Genomic DNA, 23,806 nt, shown 5'->3' on the forward strand with positions numbered 1-23,806 from the left:
CTCGTTTTCCGTATTTGTTGTTGTGATCGCGTTCTTATCGTTTCGATAATTTGTCACGCCTTCCGGTTTTGAGTCAATATATTCGAAAGGAAATTTCATCTAGTAAAACACAACAACGCCGGAAGACAGGAAAATGAAAAATACAACGAATGACATGCCGGTCTACGCCCCGGTAACCGCCGATGAAACCATGGAAGCCATCGGCCAGAGGATTCAGGGTCACCGAGACAGTCAGGGAGACAAGACAGCCCTGATCGACGAACAGGGGCTTGTTACCTGGGCGGACCTCGTCAGCCAGGTAAACCGGATTGCCAACCGCCTTCGCCAGGCCGGTCTCGAAACAGGCGACTGCGTGGCGGGTCTCTCCGAAAATACCCGGGAATACGTCGCCCTGTATCTCGGCACTCTCGTGGCGGGTGGCTGCATGGTACCGCTCTCGGGCATGGCCAGCGGCGAAGCCCTGACTCTGATGATCCGGGATTGCGGCGCCCGGTTCCTTTTTGTGTCCGGCAAGAACCGGACGCTCTGGTCCGATATCCGCGAGTCCGTGGACCTGCCGCCGGAGAATGTGGTCGGCCTGGATACCGGAGAGGCTGGTCAGACACTGGAGCAATGGCTGGGTGATGTGGCAGATCAGGCGGATCCGGCTCCGGTAACCCTCGACGATGCGTTCAACATCATCTACAGCTCGGGCACCACCGGCACGCCCAAGGGTATCCTGCACGACTACCGTTTCCGCCAGCGCCAGATGGTCCGGATGAGCCGGTTCGGGCTGGACAGTGACGCCATCAATCTTGTTTCCACGCCACTGTATTCCAATACCACCCTGGTCTCGGTCTTACCGACCCTGTTCCACGGCGGCACCCTGGTATTGATGGCGAAATTCGATGCCCACCGGTTCCTCGAACTGGCTGAGCAGCATCACGTGACCCACGCCATGCTGGTGCCGGTGCAGTACCAGCGCATCCTGGCGGTGCCGGATTTCGACCGGTTTGACCTGTCCAGCTTCAAGCTCAAACTGTGCACCAGCGCGCCATTACGGGCGGATGTGATCGCCGAAGCCATGCGGCGCTGGCCGGGCAATATCCGCGAGGTGTACGGCCTGACCGAAGGCGGCATTTCCACCAGCCTGGATTGCGCCGCCCATCCCGACAAATGGGACTCCGTCGGCCTGCCCACCGAGGGGGCCGAGGTCCGGGTGATTGATGACAATGGCCGGGAGCTGCCCCGAGGTGAAACCGGGGAAATCGTCGGCCGGGCCATCTCCATGATGCGCGGTTACGTCAACCGCCCCGAACAGACCCGGGAAATGCTCTGGACCAGCCCGGAAGGCCTGGTGTTCTATCGCAGCGGGGATATGGGCCGAATCGATGAAGACGGGTTTATCTACATCCTCGACCGTCGCAAGGACATGATCATCTCCGGCGGCTTCAACATCTATGCGGTGGATCTGGAAAAGACGCTGCTGAGCCACCCCGCTGTCATCGATGTGGCGGTGATCGGCATACCCAGCGAGCAATGGGGCGAGACGCCCCTGGCGCTGGTGATCAGGGCTCCGGGCCACCCGGAGACTGAAACGGAACTGCTGGACTGGGCCAACCACCGCCTGGGCAAGACCCAGCGGCTGGCGGCGGTGGAGTTCCGGGAGGAATTGCCCCGCTCCACCATCGGGAAAGTGCTGAAACGGGAACTCCGCGAGCCCTACTGGACCCGCTAGCGGCGCTGCAATCTCGCCAGGGCCTGCCGGCAATCCTCGGAGCGCAGGCGCTCGGAAAATACCGCGCGCTCGCGCTCCAGCGCTTCCCTGACCTGATCCCGCCAGGGCGCCCGGATCAACCGCTTGCTCGCCCTGAGCGCCTCCCGTGGCTTGCCCGCCAGCCGCTGCGCCAGCTCAAGCGCTGCGGTCACGGCGGTACCGTCTTCAACCACCTTGCTGACCATGCCACAGTCGCGGGCCTCGGTCCCGTCCATGACCTCCCCGAATAACAGCAGCTCCGACGCCCGGCGCGCGCCGAGGTGCAGGGGCATGGTGACGGTAGAGGCCGCCTCGGGTACCAGACCAAGATCGACGAAAGCGGTCTTGAAGGTTGCAGATCTGCCGGCAATCACCGAGTCGCAATGCAGAAGCAGGGTGGTGCCGATGCCAATGGCGATCCCTTCCACTGCGGCGATGACCGGCGTGTCGCAGTCCATCAGGGTTTCGATAAAGGTCAGACCCGCCGAGGACTGCGGATTGGGGTCCGTGGCGCGGGCGCGAAAATCGTCCAGGTCATTGCCGGCGGTGAAGACATCGCCATGCCCGGAGATGACGATGGCGTTGACCGTCTTGTCATCTGCCGCTGCGCGAATATGTCGGCTCAGCAGCCCGTACATTTCGCGGGTCAGCGCGTTTTTCTTCGCCGGGCGGTTGATGGCGAGGTGAACAACGGCCCCCGCCTGATGCATGTCGATCATTGAGCTACCCTTTCAGAACATTACGTTGATGTTTGAGGTAAAAACATCCTATTGCAAAAGCCGGATGTTGTGATAGATTCAGAGAACATAAATTCACCCTGCAGTTAAGAGTTCTGCAGAGTGAAACTAAAAGCAAGGCCAATACAACAACGAAAGAGGCACAGCCATGAACCTCATAATGCAAGCACGCAAGAAGCTGACCGTTTACGCGTCCGCCCTTACCCTCGGCGTCTCTGCCGCCCTTGCTGCCACACCGGCAGCGGCCCAGGAGACGTTCACCTGGAAGGTGCAATCCCACTGGCCGGGTTCCAGCAGCTCCTACACCGACAGTCTCGGCCGCATCAAGCGGGTTCTGGAAGAACGCACCGATGGTCGCCTGAAGCTCCAGCTCTATGAAGCCGGTGCCCTGTTCAAGGCCAAGGAAACCTTCAACGCGGTCAGCCGCGGCATTCTGGAAATGGGTACCATTTCACCCGCTTACGCCCAGGACAAGGTTTCCCTGGCGGGCATCGCCTCCGGCCTGCCCTTCGCTTTCCGTAACGTCTGGGAAGCCGCCTACTTCCATCAGAACATGGGTTTCGAGCAGATGCTGCGTGATGAAGCCGCCGAGCACGGCGTTTACTGGGCCACCGACAAGGTCTACCCGACCGAAATGGTGGTCAAGAAGCCGATCGAGAGCTGGGAAGACTTCACCAGCCTGAAGATCCGCTCCTCCGGCGCTCTGCAGAACTTCCTGACCGAAGCGGGTGCTGCCGCCTCCTACATTCCCGGTGGTGAGCTTTACTCCGCCCTGGATTCCGGAATCGTCGACGGTGCTCACTGGGGTGCGTCCCAGGGTGCCTACAGCATGGGTCTTTACGAGGTCGCGAAGTACCACGTGCAACCGGCCCTGAACATCGCCGGTACCGACGTCATCATTGTCAGCCAGAAGGCCCTGGACAAGCTGCCGGAAGACATGCAGAAGATCGTCAAGGATGCCCTGAACGAGCAGTTCTGGATCCGCACCAACGAGTACCAGTACAAGGAGCGCATCACCCTGGCCAAGGCCATTGCCGAAGAAGGGGTGCAGGTCAATGTCCTGCCGGATGAGGTACAGGACAAGCTGGTTGCCACCGCCCAGAAGATGTGGGACGAGGAAGGCAAGCGTAGCGACAATGCCCAGAAGGCACTGGACATGCTCAAGAGCTACCTGAGCGACCTCGGCTACCTCTGATCGCGGGCTTGACCGCATAACCCGGGCCGGAGTCCAGCACTCCGGCCTTCTTGTCCCTGACTACAACCAACGTCCTCCTGGAGAGAACCATGGGTGTGATGATTGCCGCATTCATGAGAGGGGTTAGCCGTCTCAATGATGTCGTCGGGCGCTGGATAGCCCTGCTCGTATTCGCCATGTTTGCATTTCTTTTGCTGGAAGTGGGCTTCCGCTACCTGTTCAACTCGCCGACGGTCTGGACCAATGAACTGACCCAGATGCTGTTCGGTATCTATGCGGTGATGTCCGGTGGCTACATTATGGCCCATCGTGGCCACGTCAATGTCGACCTGCTTCATTCCCACCTGGCGCCGCGCAAGCGGGCGGTGCTGGACATCGTCACCTCCACGGTATTCTTCATCTTCACCCTCGCGTTGCTCTGGTTCGGCATCGACATGGCCCAAGAGTCCATTTCCAGCTGGGAGACCTCGTACTCCGCCTGGAATCCGCCCATCTGGCCGGTCAAACTCGCGATTCCCGTGGGTACGGCACTGCTGGTCCTGCAGGGACTGGTCAAGCTGCTCGAGGACATTGCCGTAGCCTTCAACCTCGACTACTACACCCCCGAAGACACTGATTCCGAAGGAGAGCAGCTGTGAGTATTGAAGCCCTGACCCTGCTGTTCTTCGGCGCACTGCTGTTCTTCCTGCTGCTGGGCCTGCCGCTGGCGTTTGTGCTGGGCGGCGTGTCCGTGGTGTTCCTCTATTTCACCTGGGGTTTTGATTCCTTCTACATGGTGGCCTCGCAGATCTGGGGCACCATGGGCAGCTTTACCCTGGTCGCCATTCCGCTGTTTGTGTTTATGGCCATGATTCTGGAGCGAACCGGCGTGGCCAGGGATCTGTACCGCATGATGCACCTCTGGTGCGGCGGCCTCAGAGGCGGCCTGGCCCTGGGCACCCTGGGGATCTGTGCGGTGTTCGCCGCCATGGTGGGCATCAGCGGCGCCGCGGTCGTGGCCATGGGCACCATTGCCCTGCCCTCCATGCTCGAACGCGGCTACGATAAGAGCATGGCTCTTGGTGTCATCAATACCGGTGGTGGCTGGGGCATCCTGATTCCGCCCAGCATCCTGATGATCCTGTATGCGTTGATCACCGGGGTTTCGGTGGGCCAGATGTTCGCTGCCGGCATCATGCCCGGCATCCTGCTGATGGTCCTGACGGCCATCTACATCATCGTGCGCTGCCACCTGCAGCCGGAACTGGCCCCCGCCCTGCCCAAAGAGGAAAGAGGCACCTGGCCGGAAAAATTCCGGGCCCTGCGGGCGGTGCTGTTGCCAATCGGTGTGGTCGTTATGGTGCTGGGTTCCATCATCGGCGGCATCACCACGCCGACCGAGGCCGCCGCCATGGGCGTACTGGGCGCACTGATTTCGGCCGCCGTCTATAAACAGTTCAAGTGGAGTATCCTGCAGGAAGCGGCGATCCGCACCTTCAAGCTCACCGGCATGATCATGTGGATCCTGTTTGCCGCCCACGCCTTCAGCGCCGCCTACCAGAGCATGGGAGCCCAGGAACTGATCGAGAGCCTGATGAACATGGTCCCCGGTGGTCCCTGGGGCATCATCATCGCCATGATGGTGATCGTGTTCCTGCTGGCCATGGTACTCGACCCGGTGGGCATCATGCTGATCACCCTGCCGGTCTTCATGCCGATCGTGGAATCCCTGGGCTTCGACCCGATCTGGTTCGGTATCCTGTTCGTGATCAACATGGAAATCGGGTACATGACGCCGCCCTTCGGCTTCAACCTGTTCTATCTGAAGGGCATCGTGCCACCGTCGATCACCATGAAGGATATCTACAAGTCGATCATCCCCTTTGTCATTGTGGAGATCATCGGCATCATCCTGATCATGATCTTCCCGGAGATTGCCACCTGGCTACCGGACCTGTTCTTCTAACCAGGCACTCCTGACGGGCAAACAAAAAGCCCGGCGGACATCCTCCGTCGGGCTTTTTGTTTCCGGTTCCCGGCCGGGCCGAGGACGGCAACCGAGGCGGGAGTTAAAGCGGGGTCAGATGAAAACTTTCATCTGACCCCTGGTTTGGCGGCAACTGGGGGGATCAGGCCATCAGGTTGTAGATGAACACGATCACTACGGCAATCGGGGTCACGAACCGGATCAGGTTGTACCACAGGCCGAAGGCGCCACCGGTCAGCGCCAGATCGGACTTGAGTGACTCCCGGGCCACGAACCAGCCCACGAACAGGGCCGTCAGCAGGCCGGACAGCGGCAGCATGATGTTGGCGGTGACGTAGTCCAGCAGATCGAAGATGGTCTTGCCCTCGAAACGGTCGAACATGGCCAGCGGGGTAATATCGGACCACACATTCAGGGACAGAATCGAGGCAATGCCCAGTGCCCAGCACAGCACACCTACCAGAACTGCGCTGCCGGTGCGGGCAAGGCTGGTCTTTTCCTCAACCCACTCGACCACCGGCTCCAGCAGGGAAATGCCCGAAGTCCAGGCTGCGAACAGCAACAGCACGAAGAACAAGGCGCCAAACAGGCTGCCAAAGGGCATGTTGCCAAACGCCAGCGGCAGGGTCTGGAAGATCAGACCGGGGCCCGCACCGGCTTCAAGACCGTTGGCAAACACCACCGGGAAAATGGCCAGGCCCGCCAGCAGGGCAACCCCGGTATCCATGATCGCGACGCTGATGGCGGTGCGGCCAATGGACACATCCCGGCCCAGATAGGAGCCGTAGGCCATCATGATCGCCATGCCCAGGCTGAGGGTGAAGAAAGCGTGGCCGAGGGCAACCAGCACACCGCTGACGGTAAGGGCGCCGAAGTTCGGACTGAACAGGAAGCTGACCGCCTCACCGAAATGCCCGGTGGTGGTGGCATAGCCCACCGCAACCAGCAGCAGTATGAACAGCGCCGGCATGAGGATGGTCGCAGCGCGTTCCAGACCGCCCTTCAGACCCCGGGAGACCACCAGCACCACCAATGCCATAAACACTGTGTGCCAGATGAGCAGTTGCACCGGGCTGCCGAGCAGGCCACCGAACAGGTCGCCGATGGATTCGGCAGTACCACCGGTGAAGTCACCGGCGGCGGCGTGACCAATGTAGGAAGCGGCCCAACCACCAATCACCGAATAGAAAGAAAGGATGATAAAGGCCGCAAGCATGCCCACGATCGCCGAGATCCGCCAGAGCGGGGAGGCGAGGTTGCGCTCGGCCACCAGGCGGAAGCTGGTAATCGGGTTGTGCCGACCGTTCCGGCCGATGAACACCTCGGCCATCATGATGGGGATACCGATGATGGCGATGCACAGCAGGTACACCAGGACAAAGGCGCCACCACCGTTCTCACCGGTGACGTACGGGAATTTCCAGACGTTGCCCAGACCAACGGCAGAACCGGTAGCCGCCAGAATGAACGCCAGCCGGGACGACCAGAGGCCACGGGCGGTGTAATCGCCGTTACCCGACACGGAGTTGGATTGAGACATGTTGATTTCCTGTGCTTTTGGCTAAGGAATTGAAAGAGGATCGAGCGCCCGGGGCACGCCCGGGCTGTTGGGTCGCGATTCTGCCAGCACTGACGTGCCGATGCCAGTGCCGGCTTGTATCAGGCAGTCGCCGTCAGACGGGCCCGGGGATGGAAGCGGGCATTCACCCACAGGGAAAAGACGATGACCGCACCACCAATGGCCAGCCGGAGCAGATCGGCATCCCGGTTCCAGATCAACAGGTTAACCAGCAGGCCGGCCGGTACCAGGGCATTGTTCATGATCGCCAGGGTACCGGCATCCACCTTGCAGGCGCCCCGATTCCACAGGAACAACCCCAGGCCCGAGGCGGCAAATCCGAGCCATGCCAGCACACCCCACTGCAGACCAGTGGAAGGCAGCCGCTCCGGGTTACCAAAGATCAGGAACGAAGGCAGCGCGATGACCAGTGCACCGAAGAAGAAATAACCGAAGGTCCGGAACGAGCCCAGATCCAGCGGATACCGCTGCATGATGTGCTTGTAGCCCACCTGGCCGGCGGCAAAGGTAAAGTTGGCCACCTGCAGCAGCAGGAAACCGGTGACGAAGTCCTGGCTCAGGCCGTCATACCGGATGATCCCCGCCCCAAGGGTAGCAATGGCCGCAGCCAGCAGGGCCACCGGCGAAAACCGGCGGAACAGTGCGTCATCGATCAGCGTCACATACAGGGGCGTGAAAATGGTGAACAACAGGACTTCCGGAACCGTCAGGTAGCTGAACGAGCGGTAGAGACACAGATAGGTCAACCCGAACTGCAGCATACCAGTCACCAGAATACCCAGCTTGAGTCCGGACGGCACACCGCGCCAGCGGGTAAACGGCAGAAAGATCAGTGACGCGATCAGGACCCGTGTCAGCACCGCAAAATCACTGTCTACTTGCCCGGCAAGGAATTCTCCGATCAGGCTGAAGGAGAACGCCCAGAGAACCGTAACAAAAATCAGCAAACCCATGTTGATAATCTCTCCCATTAACCGAGGCGCGTACTGTAACTGCTTTTCGGGTAGGATGCAGGCCTGTTTGATACTGAGATCCGGGAACCAAACGCCAAGATGGACGAAACCCACCAGCCATTACCCGAAGCCCGGCAACCGCTTCTGACCCGGGTCCTTGCCGAGTGGCGTACCCTGGCCATTCTTGGCGGGCCGATCCTCATCGCGCAGGTTGCCCAGATGGCGAACGGGGTGATCGATACCGTCATGGCCGGTCATGCCAGCGCCGAAGACCTGGCCGCCGTGGGTATAGGCAGCAGCCTGTGGATGCCGCTGTTCCTGTTTTTCATGGGGGCCTTGAGCGCCCTGCAACCGATCATCTCCGGCTACAACGGCGCAGGCAGCCGTGAAAAGATCATGCCGGCCACCTGGCAGGGCCTCTACCTGGCCGCCGGCGGCTCGGTGATCATGATCCTGCTGCTGATCAATGTGAAGCCGGTGCTCACCCTGCTGGAACTGGACGCCAATACCACCCGCATCACCCAGGGTTACCTGGATGCCTTTGCCTGGGGTGTTCCGGCCATGCTGTTGATGACCGCCTTGCGGGGACTGACGGACGGCCTGGGGCACACCCGGGTGATCATGGCATTTTCCGTACTCAGTACGCTGATCAACCTGCCCCTGAACTACATCTTCATCTATGGCAAGCTCGGGCTTCCGGCCATGGGTGGCATCGGCTGTGGCTGGGCCACCTCACTGTCCAATGGCTTTGCTGCGGTGGCGATGCTGGTCTACCTGAACGGGAGCCGGCTGTACCGGAGCTTCCACCTTATTGCCGATTGGGCCGCCCCGGACCGGGCGGGCCTGGGGTACATTCTGCGAATCGGCGTGCCGATCGGCTTCACTATTTTCGTCGAGGCGAGCATGTTTGCGGTCATTGCCCTGTTCCTGGCGCCTCTAGGCCCGGTGGTGGTCGCGGGCCACCAGATTGCCCTGAACGTGGTATCGCTGCTGTTCATGCTGCCATTGAGCCTGGGCATGGCCCTGACTCTGCGGGTGAGCTTCCTGATCGGCGCCCGGGCGCCGGACAGCGCCAGGCTCATTTCCCGAAGCTCGCTGGCGTTGGCGGCAGCCATTGCCCTGGTCTTTGCTACCCTGCTCTACACCTTTTCCCCGGAAATTGCCGCACTGTATTCGGGGGAGGCAGACGTTCGATCGGTCACTGTCGCCCTGCTGGGCTTTGCGGCCCTGTTCCAGGTGGCCGATGTGGTGCAAGTGACCTGCATCAGCGCCCTGCGGGGTTACAAGGATACCCGCATACCCATGTTCATCATGCTGTTTTCGTTCTGGGGGATCGGACTACCCCTGGGTTACACCCTGACCTTCACAGACTGGATCGTGCCCGCCATGGGGGCAGCAGGCTTTTGGGTGGGTCTGACCTGCGGCCTGACCTCCGCCAGCCTTCTGCTCGGCTGGCGCCTGTTCCGCTACAGGCCGGATCAGGCCGACTGAGACACCGCCCGAATGCGGGGCTCGGCAAACACAGCCCGATCCCGCCCGGTTTCCTTGGCCTGGTAAAGGGCGTCATCGGCCCGGGTAAGCCAGGAATCCACGGTCTCACCCCAATCCAGCTCGGCGACTCCGAAGGAAGCGGTGATTGAACCGCCCGGATGTTTCACGTGGTTGCGCAGCAGCTGCTGCAGGTTGCCGATGACCGTTTTAATCCCCGTCGCGTCCGGTAGCAGCAGGACAAACTCTTCACCGCCATACCGGAACAGCTGGTCCGACTTTCGGGTGTTCTTGCGGAGCACGTTGACCAGATCAACAAGGACGGCATCCCCGACACTATGACCGTGTTCGTCGTTGATCTTCTTGAAGTGGTCAATGTCGAGCAGGATCAGGGCACAGGAAAGCCCGGTCCGACTGGCATGGGCCTGCGCGATGGCCAGCTCCTCATCCATGGCCCGGCGGTTTTTCACTCCGGTCAGCGGATCAATGGTGGCCAGATGCTCCAGGCGCCTGCGCTGATCCTCATTGCGGATAGCAAAAAAGAAGGCGCAGGCACTGACAACCAATGCCGTGGCTACAAACGATCCCATTTGTTCGATGCCTGCGAAGGCCCCGCCCTGGGCGACCGTCAGCAGCACCGCGGCGACATTTATGCTGGTAGCAACCCGGGGCGATGTCAGGAAGAAGCTGGTAATCAGGCAGGGATAAAGCCAATACAGTCCCGGAGTGCCCACCAGACCCGCCATTACGACAGCTCCTATCGCCGCAATGATCGCCATGATCAAGCCGCTGCGCCGGGTATCGCCGGTCACCCACGCATAGATAACGCCAGCGCAGAGACCACAGAGGATCAGCACATCAACCAGACCCGCAGCCGGATTACCCTGGTGAAAGCGCAACACGGCAAAAGGCGTAATGCCCAGAAAGCCACTCAGCCCGAGCAAGGTAATGATGGACAGGCGAAAATCCGATCTAAGGCGTTGGAACATTGGAAAAGGTTTCCGACATGGGTCGCGTGGTGGTCCAAAGCGTAGCCCAACAAGTCCGACAGGTCGTCATGTCTGGCTATTTTTTAACAATGTTTCATGGTGCGTACAGGTTCATACGCCGCATTCGCCGGAACAGACCGGAAAACCCACATCAACTACAGGGAATTGATAACGTAACTCCGCACTCCGGAAACCAAACTTTACCAAGCGGTAAAAAACGGGCATCTATACTGGGATCAGCTGAAATTTCACGGTTACGGTTGTCTATGTCCAACGCCCCTACCCCCCAGTCAGACCAGGAATTGCTCAACGCCCGCCTGGAACAGGCCAACCAGCAATTGCTGCAGTCGGAAAAACTGGCGGCCATTGGCCAGCTTGCCGCCGGCGTCGCCCACGAGATCAATAATCCCGTGGGCTATGTCTATTCAAACCTGCAAACCCTGGACACCTATCTCAACGATCTGTTCCGGCTGACCGAGGCGGTGGACAGCGCCAGATCCCTTGATGACCTCCAACTGATCAAGCAGAACATTGACTACGATTATCTGAGGGATGACCTTCGGGATCTGTTGGCGGAGTCCCGGGAAGGCATCGAGCGGGTCAAGACCATCATCGCGGCGATGAAGGACTTCTCCCACATCGAGGAGGAAGCGTTCAAGCCGGCGGATATCCATCGGGGCATCGAGACCACCCTGAACGTGGTCAACAATGAACTGAAATACAAGGCAGAGGTTGTTCGGGAGTTCGACGAGCTGCCGGAGGTGGAATGTATCATCTCCCAGATCAACCAGGTGGTGATGAACCTGCTGGTCAACGCCGCCCATGCTATTGAAAGCTTTGGCCGGATCACCATCCGCACCCGCCAGGAGGGCGACCAGGTCATCATCGAAGTGCACGACACGGGTAAAGGCATATCGCCCGAACACCGGCACCGGATCTTCGAACCGTTCTTTACCACCAAGCCGGTTGGCAAAGGTACGGGCCTGGGTCTTTCCCTGTCTTTCAACATTATCGAAAAACATCAGGGCAGCCTCGATGTGGACAGCACGCCCGGTGAAGGCACCTGCTTCCGTCTGACCCTGCCGGTTACTCAGCCAGACACCGATAACGAATAACCCCGGCGACACGGAGACGAGCCATGATCAAGATCCAGCTGGTGGACGACGAACGCAACATTCTCAGCGCCCTGCGCCGGCTGCTCAAACCCGAGGGCTGGGAGGTGCACACCTACGACAATGTCGAGGAAGCGCTCGGCAGCCTCCAGGAACATGAATACGCCGCGATTGTCTCGGATTACCGGATGCCCACCGCCGACGGCGTCACCTACCTGCAGTTCGCCAAACAGCGCCAGCCCGATGCCATCCGTCTGGTGCTCAGCGCCTACGGTGACAGGGACTCCATGATCAAGGCCATCAACCAGGCTGAGGTACATCGGTACCTGTCCAAACCCTGGGAAGACCACGAAGTGGTGAGTGCCATCCGCTCCGCCATCGACCTGTACCAGCTGAAAAAGGAAAACCAGCGCCTGCGCCAGGAAAACGACCGCCAGAAAGACATGCTCCGGGCCCGTGAGGAAGAACTGTTGCGACTGGAGGCCGAGAACCCCGGCATCACCCGGGTCCAGCGCGATACCGACGGCTCGGTGTTGCTCGGCGACGATGACTGAACCGGACCTGCTCAATGCCTGACTTCAGCCCGGAAAATAACAAGCTCGCCCTGAAGGTGGTGTTCTACGGCCCGGCCCTGAGCGGCAAGACCACCAACCTGATGCAGCTGCATTCCCTGCTCAATCCAGAGCGCAAGGGCGAACTGATGGTGCTCGAGACCCGGGACGACCGCACCCTGTTTTTCGACATGCTGCCCATCGGGCTGCGCAGCCATTCCGGTCTGGACCTGAGAGTGAAGCTCTATACCGTGCCCGGTCAGGTCCAGCACGACAGTACCCGCAAGGCGGTTTTATCACGGGCCGACGGCGTCGTGTTCGTGGCCGACTCCCAGGTCGCCCAGCAGGACAACAACGCCATCGCCTTCGGTAACCTGGAAGAGAACCTGGACAAGGTGGGCCTGGATATAGACACCGTGCCCATGGTGGTTCAATTCAACAAACGCGACCTGCCTTCAGTGGTGGACGAGGCCGAACTCCAGACACGCTGGGCCGGCACCCCCTGGGCACCGCTGGCCATGGCCTCCGCCCTGAAGGGCACGGGTGTCATCGAAACCTTCCGGCTCCTGCTGGATCGACTTTATACGGTCGTCAATGCCGAGTTTGACCTGGCCGGCAAGCACGGCATCGACCGGGCCACTTTCATTGGCCGACTGAGTGTCAGTCGCGGGGTTGGTGATGCGTAACTTCGAGGACGATCCGACGCTGTCCGACCTGCTGACATCAGACCAGCTCCGGAGACTGAGTGACGGGCTGAGCGCCCTGTGCCGCGAGCCGGTGATGATCGGCGAAGCCCGTAGCGGGGATGCCGTTCCGGTGGAATTCAACCTGGAAACCGTCGGTTGGCTGAGCGGAGGTGCCTCTGCGGGGGAACGTGCGGCCGCGGCCGAACTGGTATCGTTCCTCATGCTGTTCGTGGCCAAATACAGGCTGGCCGCCAACATCCACCATGACACCACCGAAGCCAGCTACGCGGAGCTTCAGCGCCAGAATGAGGCGCTCAGGGCATCCGAGGCAAAGTACCGGGAACTGTCCGACCAGTTGCAGCAGCAAGTGGACGAGCAGGTTGCCGTGATCCGCCAGGCCCAGCAGGAACTGTACGAGAGTGCCCGGTTGCGCTCCGTTGGCCACCTGGCGGCCGGTGTCGCCCACGAGATCAACAATCCCGTCGGGTTCATCAGCAGCAACCTTCGGGTGGCCCGGGACTATGTGCAGAACCTGGAGCCCCTGCTGCCGGAGACTGCGGAAAACCGGGAGCTGCTGGAGGATTTCAACGATCTGCTCAGCGAATCGATCGAGGGCACCGACCGCATTGCCCACATCGTCGCGGACCTGAAGACCTTCGCCAGTATCGATCAGGCTGACAACGCCCTGTGCGATCTGAACAGCCTGCTGCGAAGCGCGATACACCTGGTACAGACCGAGTACGACCACTGCCTGGGCATCACGGAGCACCTGGCAGAGCTGCCCAGGATCCCGGGCCATCCTTCCAGGCTGTCCCAGACCCTTTTCAATTTGTTGGACAACGCGGCCCAGGCGATCGGGGACGATGGCCGTATCCTGGTCAGGACCCTGGCGGACAATACCGGCATCCATGTGATCATCCAGGACAACGGCTGCGGCATACCGGAGGCGGTTCGCAGCCAGGTTTTCGATGCCTTTTTCACCACCCGACCGGTGGGTTCCGGCACCGGGCTGGGGCTCACCGTGGCCCGGGATACCGTCCGCGCCCACGATGGCCAACTGACACTCGACAGCCAGGAGGGGGCGGGTACACGCGTCGTCCTCACCCTGCCAGTCAAACAAGGTTCCTGAATGGCAAAACGCTACGCATCCCTGTTCTACGGAAACGACACCGACAAGCACCCGGACCCGAAGCCGGCTGCGAAGTCCGCGCCCTATCGCCTGCTGCTGGTGGACGACGAGCCCAACATCCTGGCGTCCCTGCGCCGGGTGTTCCAGCGGGAAAACTACGAACTGCTGTTTGCCCGCAGTGCCGACGAGGCCCTGAAAACCCTGGAAAAGCAGCCGGTCGAGCTGATCATGACCGACTTCATGATGCCAGGCATGAATGGCAGCGAATTGCTCCGGGAAGTACGGGAGCGCTGGCCCCAGACGATCCGTATCATGCTCACGGGCCATGCCAACACCGACGCGGTGATGGGCTCGATCAAGGACGGCGCCGTCTACCGCTTCATCCTCAAGCCCTGGAACGACGATGACATCCGCCTGACCATTGCCCTGGCACTGGAGCAATACGAACTGATGCAACGCAACCGGTCCCTTGAGCAGCAGACCCAGAAACAGGGCCGGGACCTGGAGACCATCAGCAAGCTGACCGCCACCAACCGCAGCCAGCTCGCCATCCTGCTGCACAAGAAGGGCTGGCTCAATCCCCAGCAGATCCAGCAACTGCACCGGGAAATGCAGAGCCAGAAGACTCCGGTGGTACGCCAGCTGCTCAAGCATGACTGGGTGGACTTTCAGAAAGTCTTCGAACTCCTCCGGGACGAGATGCTGTTCGAAGAGGTGGACCTGAGAGAATTCCAGCCGGATCCCAGCCTGCTGTCCCTGATTCCGCAGAAAATCTGTACTCGCCAGCTGGTGCTGCCACTACGGGTCAGTGGCCAGCGGCTACGCCTGGCCATGGTAGACCCCATGGACATCAACCTGATCGACGAACTGGGGTTCATGACCGGCTACACCGTCCACCCCCTGTTGTGCGAAACCTCACAGATGCAGGCCAAGCTGGCAGAGATTTTCGGGGATACCAACGATCTGGAAGACATCACCACCAAGGTGGGCTCCGATGATCCCTACGAGGGTATCGAGATCGTCCTGGACGAGGATACCGACCAGGAATCCCTGGAACAGTTGCTGGGCAGCTCCGAGGAGCCCCCTGCGATCCGGCTGGTGAATGCCATTATCCTCGAGGCCCTGCGCCTGGGGGCGAGCGATATCCACATTCACCCGCGCACCAAGTCACTGGTGGTGCGCTACCGGATTGACGGGGTCCTGCAGGACAAGATCCACATCCCCACCAATCTGCTGATGTCGGTGGTCTCGCGCATCAAGGTCATGGCCGAACTGGACATCACCGAGCGGCGGCGGCCCCAGGACGGCCGGATTACCGTCAAGACCCCCATGCGCATTGTCGACCTGCGGATTTCCACCCTGCCCACCATCAACGGTGAAAAAGTGGTCATGCGGGTGCTGGAGCGCCAGTCCTCGGCGCAATCCCTGGAAGACCTGGGCCTGTCCCAACACAACCTGGCACGACTCAAGCACGTGATCGCCAAGCCCCAGGGCATCATTCTCGCCACAGGCCCCACCGGCAGCGGCAAAACCACCACACTGTATGCCCTGTTGCAACACAATGCCTCGCCGGAGCGGAATTATGTCACCATCGAAGATCCGGTGGAGTTCCACGTCGACATGGCCGGACAGGTGCCGGTCAAGGACCGGATCGGCCTGGACTTTGCCAGTGTCTTGCGGGCCATCCTGCGCCAGGACCCCGACGTGATCCTGCTGGGTGAGATCCGGGACGAGGAGACCGCCGACGTGGCCTTTCACGCGTCGATGACCGGCCACCTGGTCTATTCCACCCTCCATACCAGTTCCGCGGCGGCTACCGTGGCACGACTGCTGGACCTGGATCTGAAACCCTTCGTACTGGCCTCGGCGCTGGAAGCCATCATTGCCCAGCGCCTGGTGCGGCGGATCTGCACCCACTGCCGGGAGGAAACCGAACGGCCGACGGAGGTTCTTGAGCAGCTGGGACCGCAGTTCCTGAGTGAAGAGCTGCGCTTCTACCGGGGCCGGGGCTGCGAAAAATGCCATAAGGGTTACAAGGGGCGGGTCGCCATCCACGAGGTGCTGACCATGAACGAGGAACTGCGCATTGCCATTACCGAAGGCGCCAGCGCCATGCAGATCGAGACCCTTGCCCGTGAAAAAGGCATGAGGGTCTTGCTGGACGATGCCCTCGAAAAACTCCGGGACGGCCTGACCACCGCCGACGAAATCCTGCGACTGCTGGGCCCCCAGGTACTCCATGGTTAACGCGCTCAAGCGACCGGCCTTCTGGTACTGCCTGACGCTCGCCCTGGCCATATCCCTGGGTTCCGTGGGTTTGATCATCCTGATCGACTTCGGCGTCAGCGGGCCGGAAAGCGTCGGCCGGCTGGCACTACGCCCCGGCGGTGGACTGGTCGCTCTGGCCCTGAGCGCCACCTTCCTGGCGCTCTTGCTGCGCTACCGCTGGCTCGCGACCAGCCTGGGCTTCGGCCTAATTGCCCTGGCCTCGCTGCTGACACTGGCACCTCGCTTACCCGACAGCGACTGGCTGGACATCGCCGCGCTCAACCCGTTACTGCTGCTGGTGATTCTGCTGATCAGCCTGAGCGGGCTGGCCGCCATGCACCTGTCTCGGGGCTGGTTTGTCGGACTGGTCTGCGGCCCGATGGTGTTCGGCCTCGGCCTGCTGTCGCTGCTGTCTCACTGGCACCCGGGGTTGTCCGGTCTGGGGCTTGGCAATATCACCGAATCCACCCTGGTTCTTAGCCCCCTGGTCATGCTCGCGGGTTTGACCCTGCCGTTCCTGTATTCCATCTATCACAGCAAAGTGCAGTTCTATTCCAAGGGTCTGCTCGTACTTGGCATCCTGGGCATCCTGGTCACCAGCCTGAGCTGGCACGCCCTGCGTCTGCAATCCGGCGAGCGCCTGATCGAACGGGCCGAGTCACTGGCGGGCCAGCTTGAGGCTTCCGCCAACTCCGCGTTCGACGTGAAACTGGCTTTGATTCGACGCCTGGCCGAACGCTGGGAGCTGCTCGACGGCGTCCCTTCACAGACGTTCTGGGAGCAGGAGGTAAGCAGCTACCTCCGTGACTTCCCGGACCTGCGGCTGATCACCATCCTCAACCGGGAACACAGCCCGGTGCGCACCGAATCCCGCACCCTCGACTACCGGGGCTGGCTGGAAATCTTCCTGTCAGATCAGCAAAACCGGGATTGGCTCGACCACACCATCGAGTCCCGCAACGCACACCTGAGTATACCGCTGGTGGACAATCAGGACCGTTATCACGCGGCCGTCGCCGTTCCGATCACTCCGGGCCCGAATTATTCGTGGTCAGTTCTTGCCGTGGTGGATCTCCGGACCGTTTACGAAACCCTTACCGCCCATTACGACGGCAACATGCACATCAAGGTGTACCACCACGACCAGGCCGTCTTCGACAGCGCACCGGATATTCCCCCAACCCAGGAATCGCTGCTGACTTCCCATCGGATCACGCCACACCACGACAGTGAACGCAGGATCGAGATCTACACCCGCAGAGGCAGCCTTCCCCCTGGCGAACTCTACCTGCCGCCGGCGGTACTGTTCACCGGCCTGGGACTGAGCTTCCTGGTGATGCTGTCGCATTTTTTCTGGCGCCAGTCCGAACAACGAGCCCGAAGCCTCGCGGAACTGAACGACGTGCTGAACCAGCACCTGGAAGAAGAGCGGGACCTGCGGACCACCAATGAGACCTTGTCCAGGGAACGGGACCAGTTTTTCTCACTGTCTCCGGACATGTTCTGCATCGTTGACCTGAACAGCCATTTCTTCGAGCTCAACGAAACCTTTGTGCATACCCTCGGATATACCCGGGAGCAGCTGTTGGGCAGTTCCTACATGGACCTGATCCACGCCGAAGACCACGAGAAAACCATCCGGGCAGTGCATTCACTGACCGAGGGCCATGAGGTCAAGGACCTGCTGGTCCGCGCGATGGACTGTGAGGGCAACCCGCACTGGTTGCAGATCAATGCCATCCTCAGTGCCGACGACCTGATCTACGTGGTCGCCAGGGACACCACCGAACAGCTGGCCATTGAAGAAAAGCTGAGGGAAAACGAGACCCTGCTCAAACTGGCCGAGCGCCTGGCGCTGCTGGGTGGCTGGGTGGTTGACCTGTCAACGGGCCAATCAGTCTGGTCGGATGGCGTCTGCGATATCCACGAAATTCCCCGGGGACAGGCGCCGGACGTGGAAGACGCCATCAATTTCTATGTCGACGAACACCGGGAGCAAATCCGGGCAGCGGTGCTACTGTGCATGGAAACCGGCATTCCGTTCGATGAGGAGCTGCAGATACGAACCGCCAAGGGCAACCTTCGGTGGGTCCGGTCCATCGGTCATGCGGTGCAGGACGATGAGGGCAAGGTAGTAAAGCTTCAGGGCGCGTTCCAGGACATCACCGCCAGTCATCAGGCGATGGAGCAGATCCGGCGCTATGCGGAACGACAGGCGAACATCTTCGAGAGTATCACCGATGCCTTCTTTACCCTCGATGCCGACTGGCGCTTTACCTACGTCAACCGAAAATCAGAGGAACTCCTGCACAAAAAGCGGGAAGAACTGATCGGACACAGTCTGTGGGAAATGTTTCCCGAGGCCATCGGGACAGAATTCGATGACCAGTACCGCCATGCTATGGAAACCGGCGAATCCGTTTCTTTTGAAGCGTATTACGCGCCCCTGGATAATTGGCTCGAAGTCAGCGCCTACCCGTCCGACGAAGGTCTCGCGGTCTACTACCGCAGCATCCGGGAGCGCAAGGAAGCCCAACAGAAACTCGAAGCGGCGATGGCCGAGCTGGAACGAAGTAATCGTGAACTCCAGGACTTCGCCTTCGTGGCGTCCCACGACCTGCAGGAACCCCTGCGCAAGATCCAGGCTTTCTCCGACCGGCTGATGACCAAATCCGACCAGTTCGGCCCGAGCGAACAGGACTACCTCAACCGCATGCAGTCTGCTGCCGGGCGCATGCAACAGCTGATCGAGGATCTGCTGAGTTACTCCCGGGTCACCACCCGCGCCATGCCGATGGCGCTGTGCCACACCGATGACGTCCTCGCAGGCGTGCTGCAGGATCTGGACACTGCCATTACCCGCGAGCAGGCCCGCATCAAAGTTCAGCCGCTGCCGGACCTGGTGGGAGACGCGACCCAACTGCGCCAGGTGTTTCAGAACCTGCTCAGCAACGCCATCAAGTTCCACGCCCCCGGTACACCACCGGAAATTTCCGTCTATGCTGAGGATGTTAATAACTCGGGCTGGACGCTGGTGGTGCAGGATCAAGGGATCGGATTCGACCCTCGCTACACCCGGAAACTGTTCCACCCGTTCCAGCGCCTGCATAGCCGGGAAGGGTATGCGGGTACCGGGATTGGCATGGCCATTGTAAAAAAAATCCTGGATCGCCACGGTGCGGAGATCACCGTGGTTAGCGTCCCCGGTGAAGGAACCGCGTTCCGGATCCGGTTCAAAAGCAGTCCTGCACAGGAGCAGAGCAAGGATGGATAAACCTGTAAATCCCGCCCTGGTGGTGGTTGCCGATGATGACCCGGACGACTGCCTGATGATCCGGGAAGCCTTCGAGGACCAGTGTGCCGACTGCACCCTGTGTTTTGTCCACGACGGCGAAGAACTGATGGATTTCCTCCGTGGCCAGCATCCGGACCGCGAGGGCCAGGTCTGCGCGGTTCCGGACCTGTTGCTGCTGGATCTGAACATGCCGCTCAAGGATGGCCGGCAGTCCCTGCAGGAGATCAAGTCCGACCCCCGGCTGCAGGTACTGCCTACGGTCATCATGACCACATCCAGTGATCAGGATGACCGGGACTTCTGCCAGCAACGGGGCGCCAATGACTATATCGTCAAGCCCCGGAAATACAGCGATCTGCTGGATGTCGTAGAGTCACTCACAAAACAGTGGATTAACAGGGAACATGACTGATCCGATGCTCCGTGTCCTGCTCATCGAGGACGACGAAGACGATTACCTGATCACACGGGATCTCCTGCACGACGTCAGCCCCTCGGGCGTTGAGCTGATCTGGCGCGACACCATGGCTGCCGGGCTCGAAACCCTGGAGCAGGAGCGGATCGATGTCACCCTCGTCGATCTCCGCCTGGGTCCGGATTCCGGCCTGGATGTCATCCGGGAAGCCCAGGACCGGGGGATTACCTCTCCTTTCATCCTGCTCACCGGCCAGGGCGATGCCGATCTGGATGCCCGGGCGGTGGAACTCGGCGCAGCGGATTACCTGGTCAAAGGGCAGCTGGATGGCCATTCCCTTATCCGCAGCATCCGCTATGCCGTAGACCGGGCCGCCGCCAACGAAGATCTGGCCAGCAGCGAGGCCCATTACCGCCTGCTGTTTGAAAACAATCCCGCGCCCATGTACCTGGTGCAGCCGAAGTCGGGGCGAATCGAATCCATGAATGGCGCTGCGATGGCACTCTACGGCTTCAGGGCCGGAGAAACCGTTGACCTGTCACTGCCGGATCTGCGGTGCAATGCCAGTCCGGTCCCCCGGGAGGGCGTCATCCTGCGCGAGGGCAGCACCCTGGAGGAACACCTGACCCGGAATGGCAACAGTCTGTATGTTGAACTCCTTTCCGAGCGCATTTTTGTCGATCATCATCCCCTCGACCTGGTGATGGTCACCGACATGACCCGGCAAATCGACAACAACCGTCGGCTGCGTTTACTGCAACAGTGCATCGAATCCAGCTCCAACGGCATTATTATCTCCGATGCCCAGCAGCCGGACATGCCACTGGTTTACGTAAATCCCACTTTTGAGCGAATCACCGGCTACAGTCGGGAGGAATCGATCGGCCGTAACTGCCGCTTCCTTCAGGGCACCGGCAGGGACCGAAGCAACGAACAGGCGCTGGTGGAGATCCGTAAAGCCCTCGCCACCGGTGGCGAAACGTCCGTGGTGCTGCGCAACTTCCGCAAGGATGGAACACCCTTCTGGAACGACCTGTACCTGTCTCCGATCCGCAATGACGATGGGGAAGTAACCCATTTTGTCGGGGTCCAGAACGATATTTCCGAGCGCAAGGATGTGGAGAATCAGCTGGCCTACAACGCCAGCCATGATGTGCTGACCCAGCTCCCCAACCGGGCCCTGCTGGAGGATCGTCTGGAACAGGCCTGCCGCTTCGCACAGCGCCATGGCCGCACCCTGGCCCTTCTGTTCGTCGACCTGGACGGTTTCAAACTGATCAATGACTCCCTCGGGCACCGCACCGGTGACAAGTTGCTGATTGAGGTGGCCCGCCGGCTCGAGGAGGTCTGCCGGACCGGCGATACCGTGGCCAGGGTCAGCGGTGACGAGTACGTGATGTTGCTGCCGGACCTGGCCCGCAACGACGATGCCCTGATGGTGGTCGAGCAGATCATGCGCACGCTTTCCGCGCCCTATAACGTCAACGACGAAAACCTGCACCTGACTGCCAGCATCGGCATCGCCACCACCGACGGCAATATCAACCAGCCCACGGAACTGATCCAGCAGGCCGACCTGGCCATGTACCGGGCCAAACAGATGGGGCGGAACACCTATCAGTGGTTTTCCGAGCAGCTCAATACCGAAGCCAGCTATCGGGTCAAGCTGCGCAACGAGCTGCAGGATGCCATCGACAATGATCGGCTCACTCTCTATTACCAGCCGCTGATCGATTCCAGAACCGGCAAGGCACGTGCGGTGGAAGCCCTGGTGCGCTGGGATCATCCGGAACGGGGCCTGGTATCACCCGGGGATTTCCTGCCCCTGGCGGAGGAGACCGGTCAGATCATCGCGCTGGGCCAGTGGGTATTGGAGCAGGCCTGCAGAGACATGCTCCGGCTTCACAGGGCCGGATTCAGGGACTGCACGGTCGCCGTAAACGTGTCACCCATGCAGGTGCGTAAAGCCGGATTTATTGGCGCGGTAAGCGATGCGCTGGAAGCCTCCGGCCTGCCACCGGAATCCCTGGAACTGGAAATTGTCGAGTCGGCGGTGCTCTACGACGCCGACCAGGTCATCAAAACCCTGCACGACCTGAGAGATCTCGGGGTGGGCATTGCCATTGACGATTTTGGCACCGGCTTTTCCAGCCTCAGCTACATCAAGCTGTTGCCAGCCAGCAAGATCAAGATTGACCGCTCGTTCATCCGGGATGTCATCCAGGACCGCAGCGACGCCGCCATCACCCAGGGGGTAATTTCCATGGCCCACCACCTGTCCCTGGACGTGGTGGCGGAGGGAGTGGAGACCGATGCCCAGGCCGCGTTCCTGCGCCGGAACCAGTGCGATCTGCTCCAGGGGTTCCTGTTCGCACGGCCCATGCCCCTCAACCTGCTGGAAGAATACATGCACACCCGGGGAGGCTATGCCAACACGACGTCCGATGTTCAGGACAGCCCGGAAAAGACCCTGTTGCTGCTGGACGATGAAACAAACATCCTGCGGGCTCTGACCCGGGTGTTACGCCGGGATGGTTACCGAATCCTGACCACCACCAGCGTGCAGGAAGCCTTCAGCCTGTTGGCGGAGAACCATGTCCAGGTCATCATCTCGGATCAACGGATGCCGGAAATGTCCGGCACCGAGTTTCTCAGCCGGGTAAAGGCGATACACCCGGATACCGTCCGCATCGTGCTATCCGGCTACACCGACCTGAAATCCGTAACGGAAGCCATCAACGAGGGATCGATCTACAAGTTCCTGACCAAGCCCTGGGACGACAAACAGATCCGGGAGCACGTGCAGAAGGCCTTCCAGTATCACCGGACCCTTCAGGGCTGATCAGGTCAGTCCCAGGGCCTTGGCATGATGGTTCAGATGATCGTCAATGAACGAGGCGATGAAGAAGTAGCTGTGGTCGTAACCCCGGTGCATACGCAGGTTGATGTGATGGTGAAACTTTTCACAGATATCCGCCAGCGCCTCCGGGTTCAGCTGGGTTTCCAGAAATTCGTCGGCGGTCCCCTGGTCCACCAGCAGCGGCAGCCGCTCCCGGGCCGTGGGAATCAACAGGGTGGCATCCCACTGCTCCCAGCTTGAGTGATCATCTCCCAGGTAACCGCTGAACGCCTTCTGGCCCCAGGGGCACTCGGTGGGGTTGGCGATCGGTGCAAAAGCCGAGACTGACTGGTAGCGCCCCGGATTCTTCAGGGCACAGATCAGGGCACCGTGCCCGCCCATGGAATGACCACTGACCGATCGCAGGTCCGTCACCGGCAGTTCGTTCTCCACCAGCTGCGGCAGTTCCTTCACCACGTAATCATACATCCGGTAGTGGGGAGCCCAGGGCTGCTGGGTAGCATTGATGTAGAAACCCGCACCGGTGCCGAAGTCGTAGCTGTCATCCTCGCCCGGCAGATTGAGTCCCCGGGGGCTGGTGTCCGGACACACGATGGCCAGACCCAGTTTCGCGGCCAGTTTCTGGGCACCGGCTTTCTGCATGAAGTTCTGGTCGGTGCAGGTCAGCCCGGACAGCCAGTAGAGCACCGGCGCCGGCTTGGGCGAGCTGCCCACGGCAGAAGGGGGCAGAAACACCGCGAACTCCATCGAGCATTCGAGGCTCGCGGAGGTGTGACGATAACGGCGGTGTTCGCCACCAAAGCAAACGTTGCTGGATAGCAGTTCCATAATGGATCCCGGTCTGAAAA

General features: G+C 60.5%; 18 protein-coding genes. 13 read left to right on the forward strand and 5 right to left on the reverse strand.

Annotated features, from left to right (window positions below):
* Window positions 1-133: 133 nt before the first annotated feature.
* On the forward strand, window positions 134-1,717 hold the full coding sequence (locus tag ACQUTG_RS11885) for a class I adenylate-forming enzyme family protein (RefSeq protein WP_428919602.1): 1,584 nt from the start codon (window positions 134-136) through the stop codon (window positions 1,715-1,717).
* Here the strand turns inward: ACQUTG_RS11885 and ACQUTG_RS11890 are convergent.
* Window positions 1,714-2,454, reverse strand: a complete 741-nt coding sequence (locus tag ACQUTG_RS11890) for an enoyl-CoA hydratase/isomerase family protein (protein WP_428919603.1) — start codon at window positions 2,452-2,454, stop codon at window positions 1,714-1,716. The two genes, ACQUTG_RS11885 and ACQUTG_RS11890, sit on opposite strands and share 4 nt — an antisense overlap.
* 166 nt (window positions 2,455-2,620) lie before the next feature.
* Here ACQUTG_RS11890 and dctP point away from each other — a divergent pair, with 166 nt between their 5' ends.
* The 3 genes from dctP to ACQUTG_RS11905 all read left to right on the forward strand — a co-directional run bounded on the left by dctP (window position 2,621) and on the right by ACQUTG_RS11905 (window position 5,612).
* Window positions 2,621-3,667, forward strand: a complete 1,047-nt coding sequence (gene dctP, locus ACQUTG_RS11895) for a TRAP transporter substrate-binding protein DctP (protein ID WP_428919604.1) — start codon at window positions 2,621-2,623, stop codon at window positions 3,665-3,667.
* 89 nt (window positions 3,668-3,756) lie between these two features.
* On the forward strand, window positions 3,757-4,305 hold the full coding sequence (locus tag ACQUTG_RS11900; protein WP_428919605.1) for a TRAP transporter small permease subunit: 549 nt from the start codon (window positions 3,757-3,759) through the stop codon (window positions 4,303-4,305).
* Entirely contained in the window at window positions 4,302-5,612 is a 1,311-nt protein-coding gene (locus ACQUTG_RS11905) for a TRAP transporter large permease (RefSeq protein WP_428919606.1), read from the forward strand. Before ACQUTG_RS11900 ends, ACQUTG_RS11905 begins: the two co-directional genes overlap by 4 nt.
* Window positions 5,613-5,775: 163 nt before the next feature.
* Here the strand turns inward: ACQUTG_RS11905 and ACQUTG_RS11910 are convergent, their stop codons facing one another.
* Both ACQUTG_RS11910 and ACQUTG_RS11915 read right to left on the reverse strand, forming a co-directional pair.
* Window positions 5,776-7,173, reverse strand: a complete 1,398-nt coding sequence (locus ACQUTG_RS11910) for a sodium-dependent transporter (RefSeq protein WP_428919607.1) — start codon at window positions 7,171-7,173, stop codon at window positions 5,776-5,778.
* Between the two features lie 119 nt (window positions 7,174-7,292).
* Entirely contained in the window at window positions 7,293-8,165 is an 873-nt protein-coding gene (locus ACQUTG_RS11915) for a carboxylate/amino acid/amine transporter (RefSeq protein WP_428919608.1), read from the reverse strand.
* Between the two features lie 99 nt (window positions 8,166-8,264).
* Between ACQUTG_RS11915 and ACQUTG_RS11920 the strand changes: the two genes are divergently transcribed.
* Window positions 8,265-9,656 carry an MATE family efflux transporter gene (locus tag ACQUTG_RS11920; RefSeq protein WP_428919609.1) on the forward strand — a complete coding sequence of 464 codons (1,392 nt, stop codon included), beginning with the start codon at window positions 8,265-8,267 and terminating at the stop codon, window positions 9,654-9,656.
* Here ACQUTG_RS11920 and ACQUTG_RS11925 read toward each other — a convergent pair.
* The gene (locus ACQUTG_RS11925; protein WP_428919610.1) at window positions 9,644-10,642 is read right to left on the reverse strand and encodes a GGDEF domain-containing protein; all 999 of its coding nucleotides are present in this window, start codon (window positions 10,640-10,642) and stop codon (window positions 9,644-9,646) included. The two genes, ACQUTG_RS11920 and ACQUTG_RS11925, sit on opposite strands and share 13 nt — an antisense overlap.
* Before the next feature lie 266 nt (window positions 10,643-10,908).
* Between ACQUTG_RS11925 and ACQUTG_RS11930 the strand changes: the two genes are divergently transcribed.
* From ACQUTG_RS11930 to ACQUTG_RS11965, 8 genes are read left to right on the forward strand one after another with little or no spacing between them, the layout of a single operon-like run.
* Entirely contained in the window at window positions 10,909-11,757 is an 849-nt protein-coding gene (locus ACQUTG_RS11930) for a sensor histidine kinase (RefSeq protein WP_428919611.1), read from the forward strand.
* A 23-nt stretch (window positions 11,758-11,780) separates the two neighbouring features.
* On the forward strand, window positions 11,781-12,308 hold the full coding sequence (locus ACQUTG_RS11935; protein WP_428919612.1) for a response regulator: 528 nt from the start codon (window positions 11,781-11,783) through the stop codon (window positions 12,306-12,308).
* Window positions 12,309-12,322: 14 nt separating this feature from the next.
* Window positions 12,323-12,991 carry a GTP-binding protein gene (locus tag ACQUTG_RS11940; protein ID WP_428919613.1) on the forward strand — a complete coding sequence of 223 codons (669 nt, stop codon included), beginning with the start codon at window positions 12,323-12,325 and terminating at the stop codon, window positions 12,989-12,991.
* Window positions 12,984-14,120: a sensor histidine kinase gene (locus ACQUTG_RS11945; RefSeq protein ID WP_428919614.1), complete on the forward strand. Its 1,137-nt coding sequence runs from the start codon at window positions 12,984-12,986 to the stop codon at window positions 14,118-14,120. The genes ACQUTG_RS11940 and ACQUTG_RS11945 overlap by 8 nt, the downstream gene beginning before the upstream one ends.
* Window positions 14,121-16,367 carry an ATPase, T2SS/T4P/T4SS family gene (locus ACQUTG_RS11950; RefSeq protein ID WP_428919615.1) on the forward strand — a complete coding sequence of 749 codons (2,247 nt, stop codon included), beginning with the start codon at window positions 14,121-14,123 and terminating at the stop codon, window positions 16,365-16,367.
* Window positions 16,360-19,662 (forward strand): PAS domain-containing sensor histidine kinase, encoded by a 3,303-nt coding sequence (locus ACQUTG_RS11955; RefSeq protein WP_428919616.1) that lies wholly within the window; start codon window positions 16,360-16,362, stop codon window positions 19,660-19,662. Before ACQUTG_RS11950 ends, ACQUTG_RS11955 begins: the two co-directional genes overlap by 8 nt.
* Window positions 19,655-20,095: a response regulator gene (locus ACQUTG_RS11960; RefSeq protein WP_428919617.1), complete on the forward strand. Its 441-nt coding sequence runs from the start codon at window positions 19,655-19,657 to the stop codon at window positions 20,093-20,095. Before ACQUTG_RS11955 ends, ACQUTG_RS11960 begins: the two co-directional genes overlap by 8 nt.
* The gene (locus ACQUTG_RS11965) at window positions 20,088-22,940 is read left to right on the forward strand and encodes an EAL domain-containing protein (RefSeq protein ID WP_428919618.1); all 2,853 of its coding nucleotides are present in this window, start codon (window positions 20,088-20,090) and stop codon (window positions 22,938-22,940) included. The genes ACQUTG_RS11960 and ACQUTG_RS11965 overlap by 8 nt, the downstream gene beginning before the upstream one ends.
* Here the strand turns inward: ACQUTG_RS11965 and fghA are convergent, their stop codons facing one another.
* On the reverse strand, window positions 22,941-23,786 hold the full coding sequence (fghA, locus tag ACQUTG_RS11970) for an S-formylglutathione hydrolase (RefSeq protein WP_428919619.1): 846 nt from the start codon (window positions 23,784-23,786) through the stop codon (window positions 22,941-22,943).
* Between the last annotated feature and the right edge of the window lie 20 nt (window positions 23,787-23,806).

Source organism: Marinobacter sp. DUT-1, from assembly GCF_050379415.1.
Lineage (GTDB): Bacteria > Pseudomonadota > Gammaproteobacteria > Pseudomonadales > Oleiphilaceae > Marinobacter.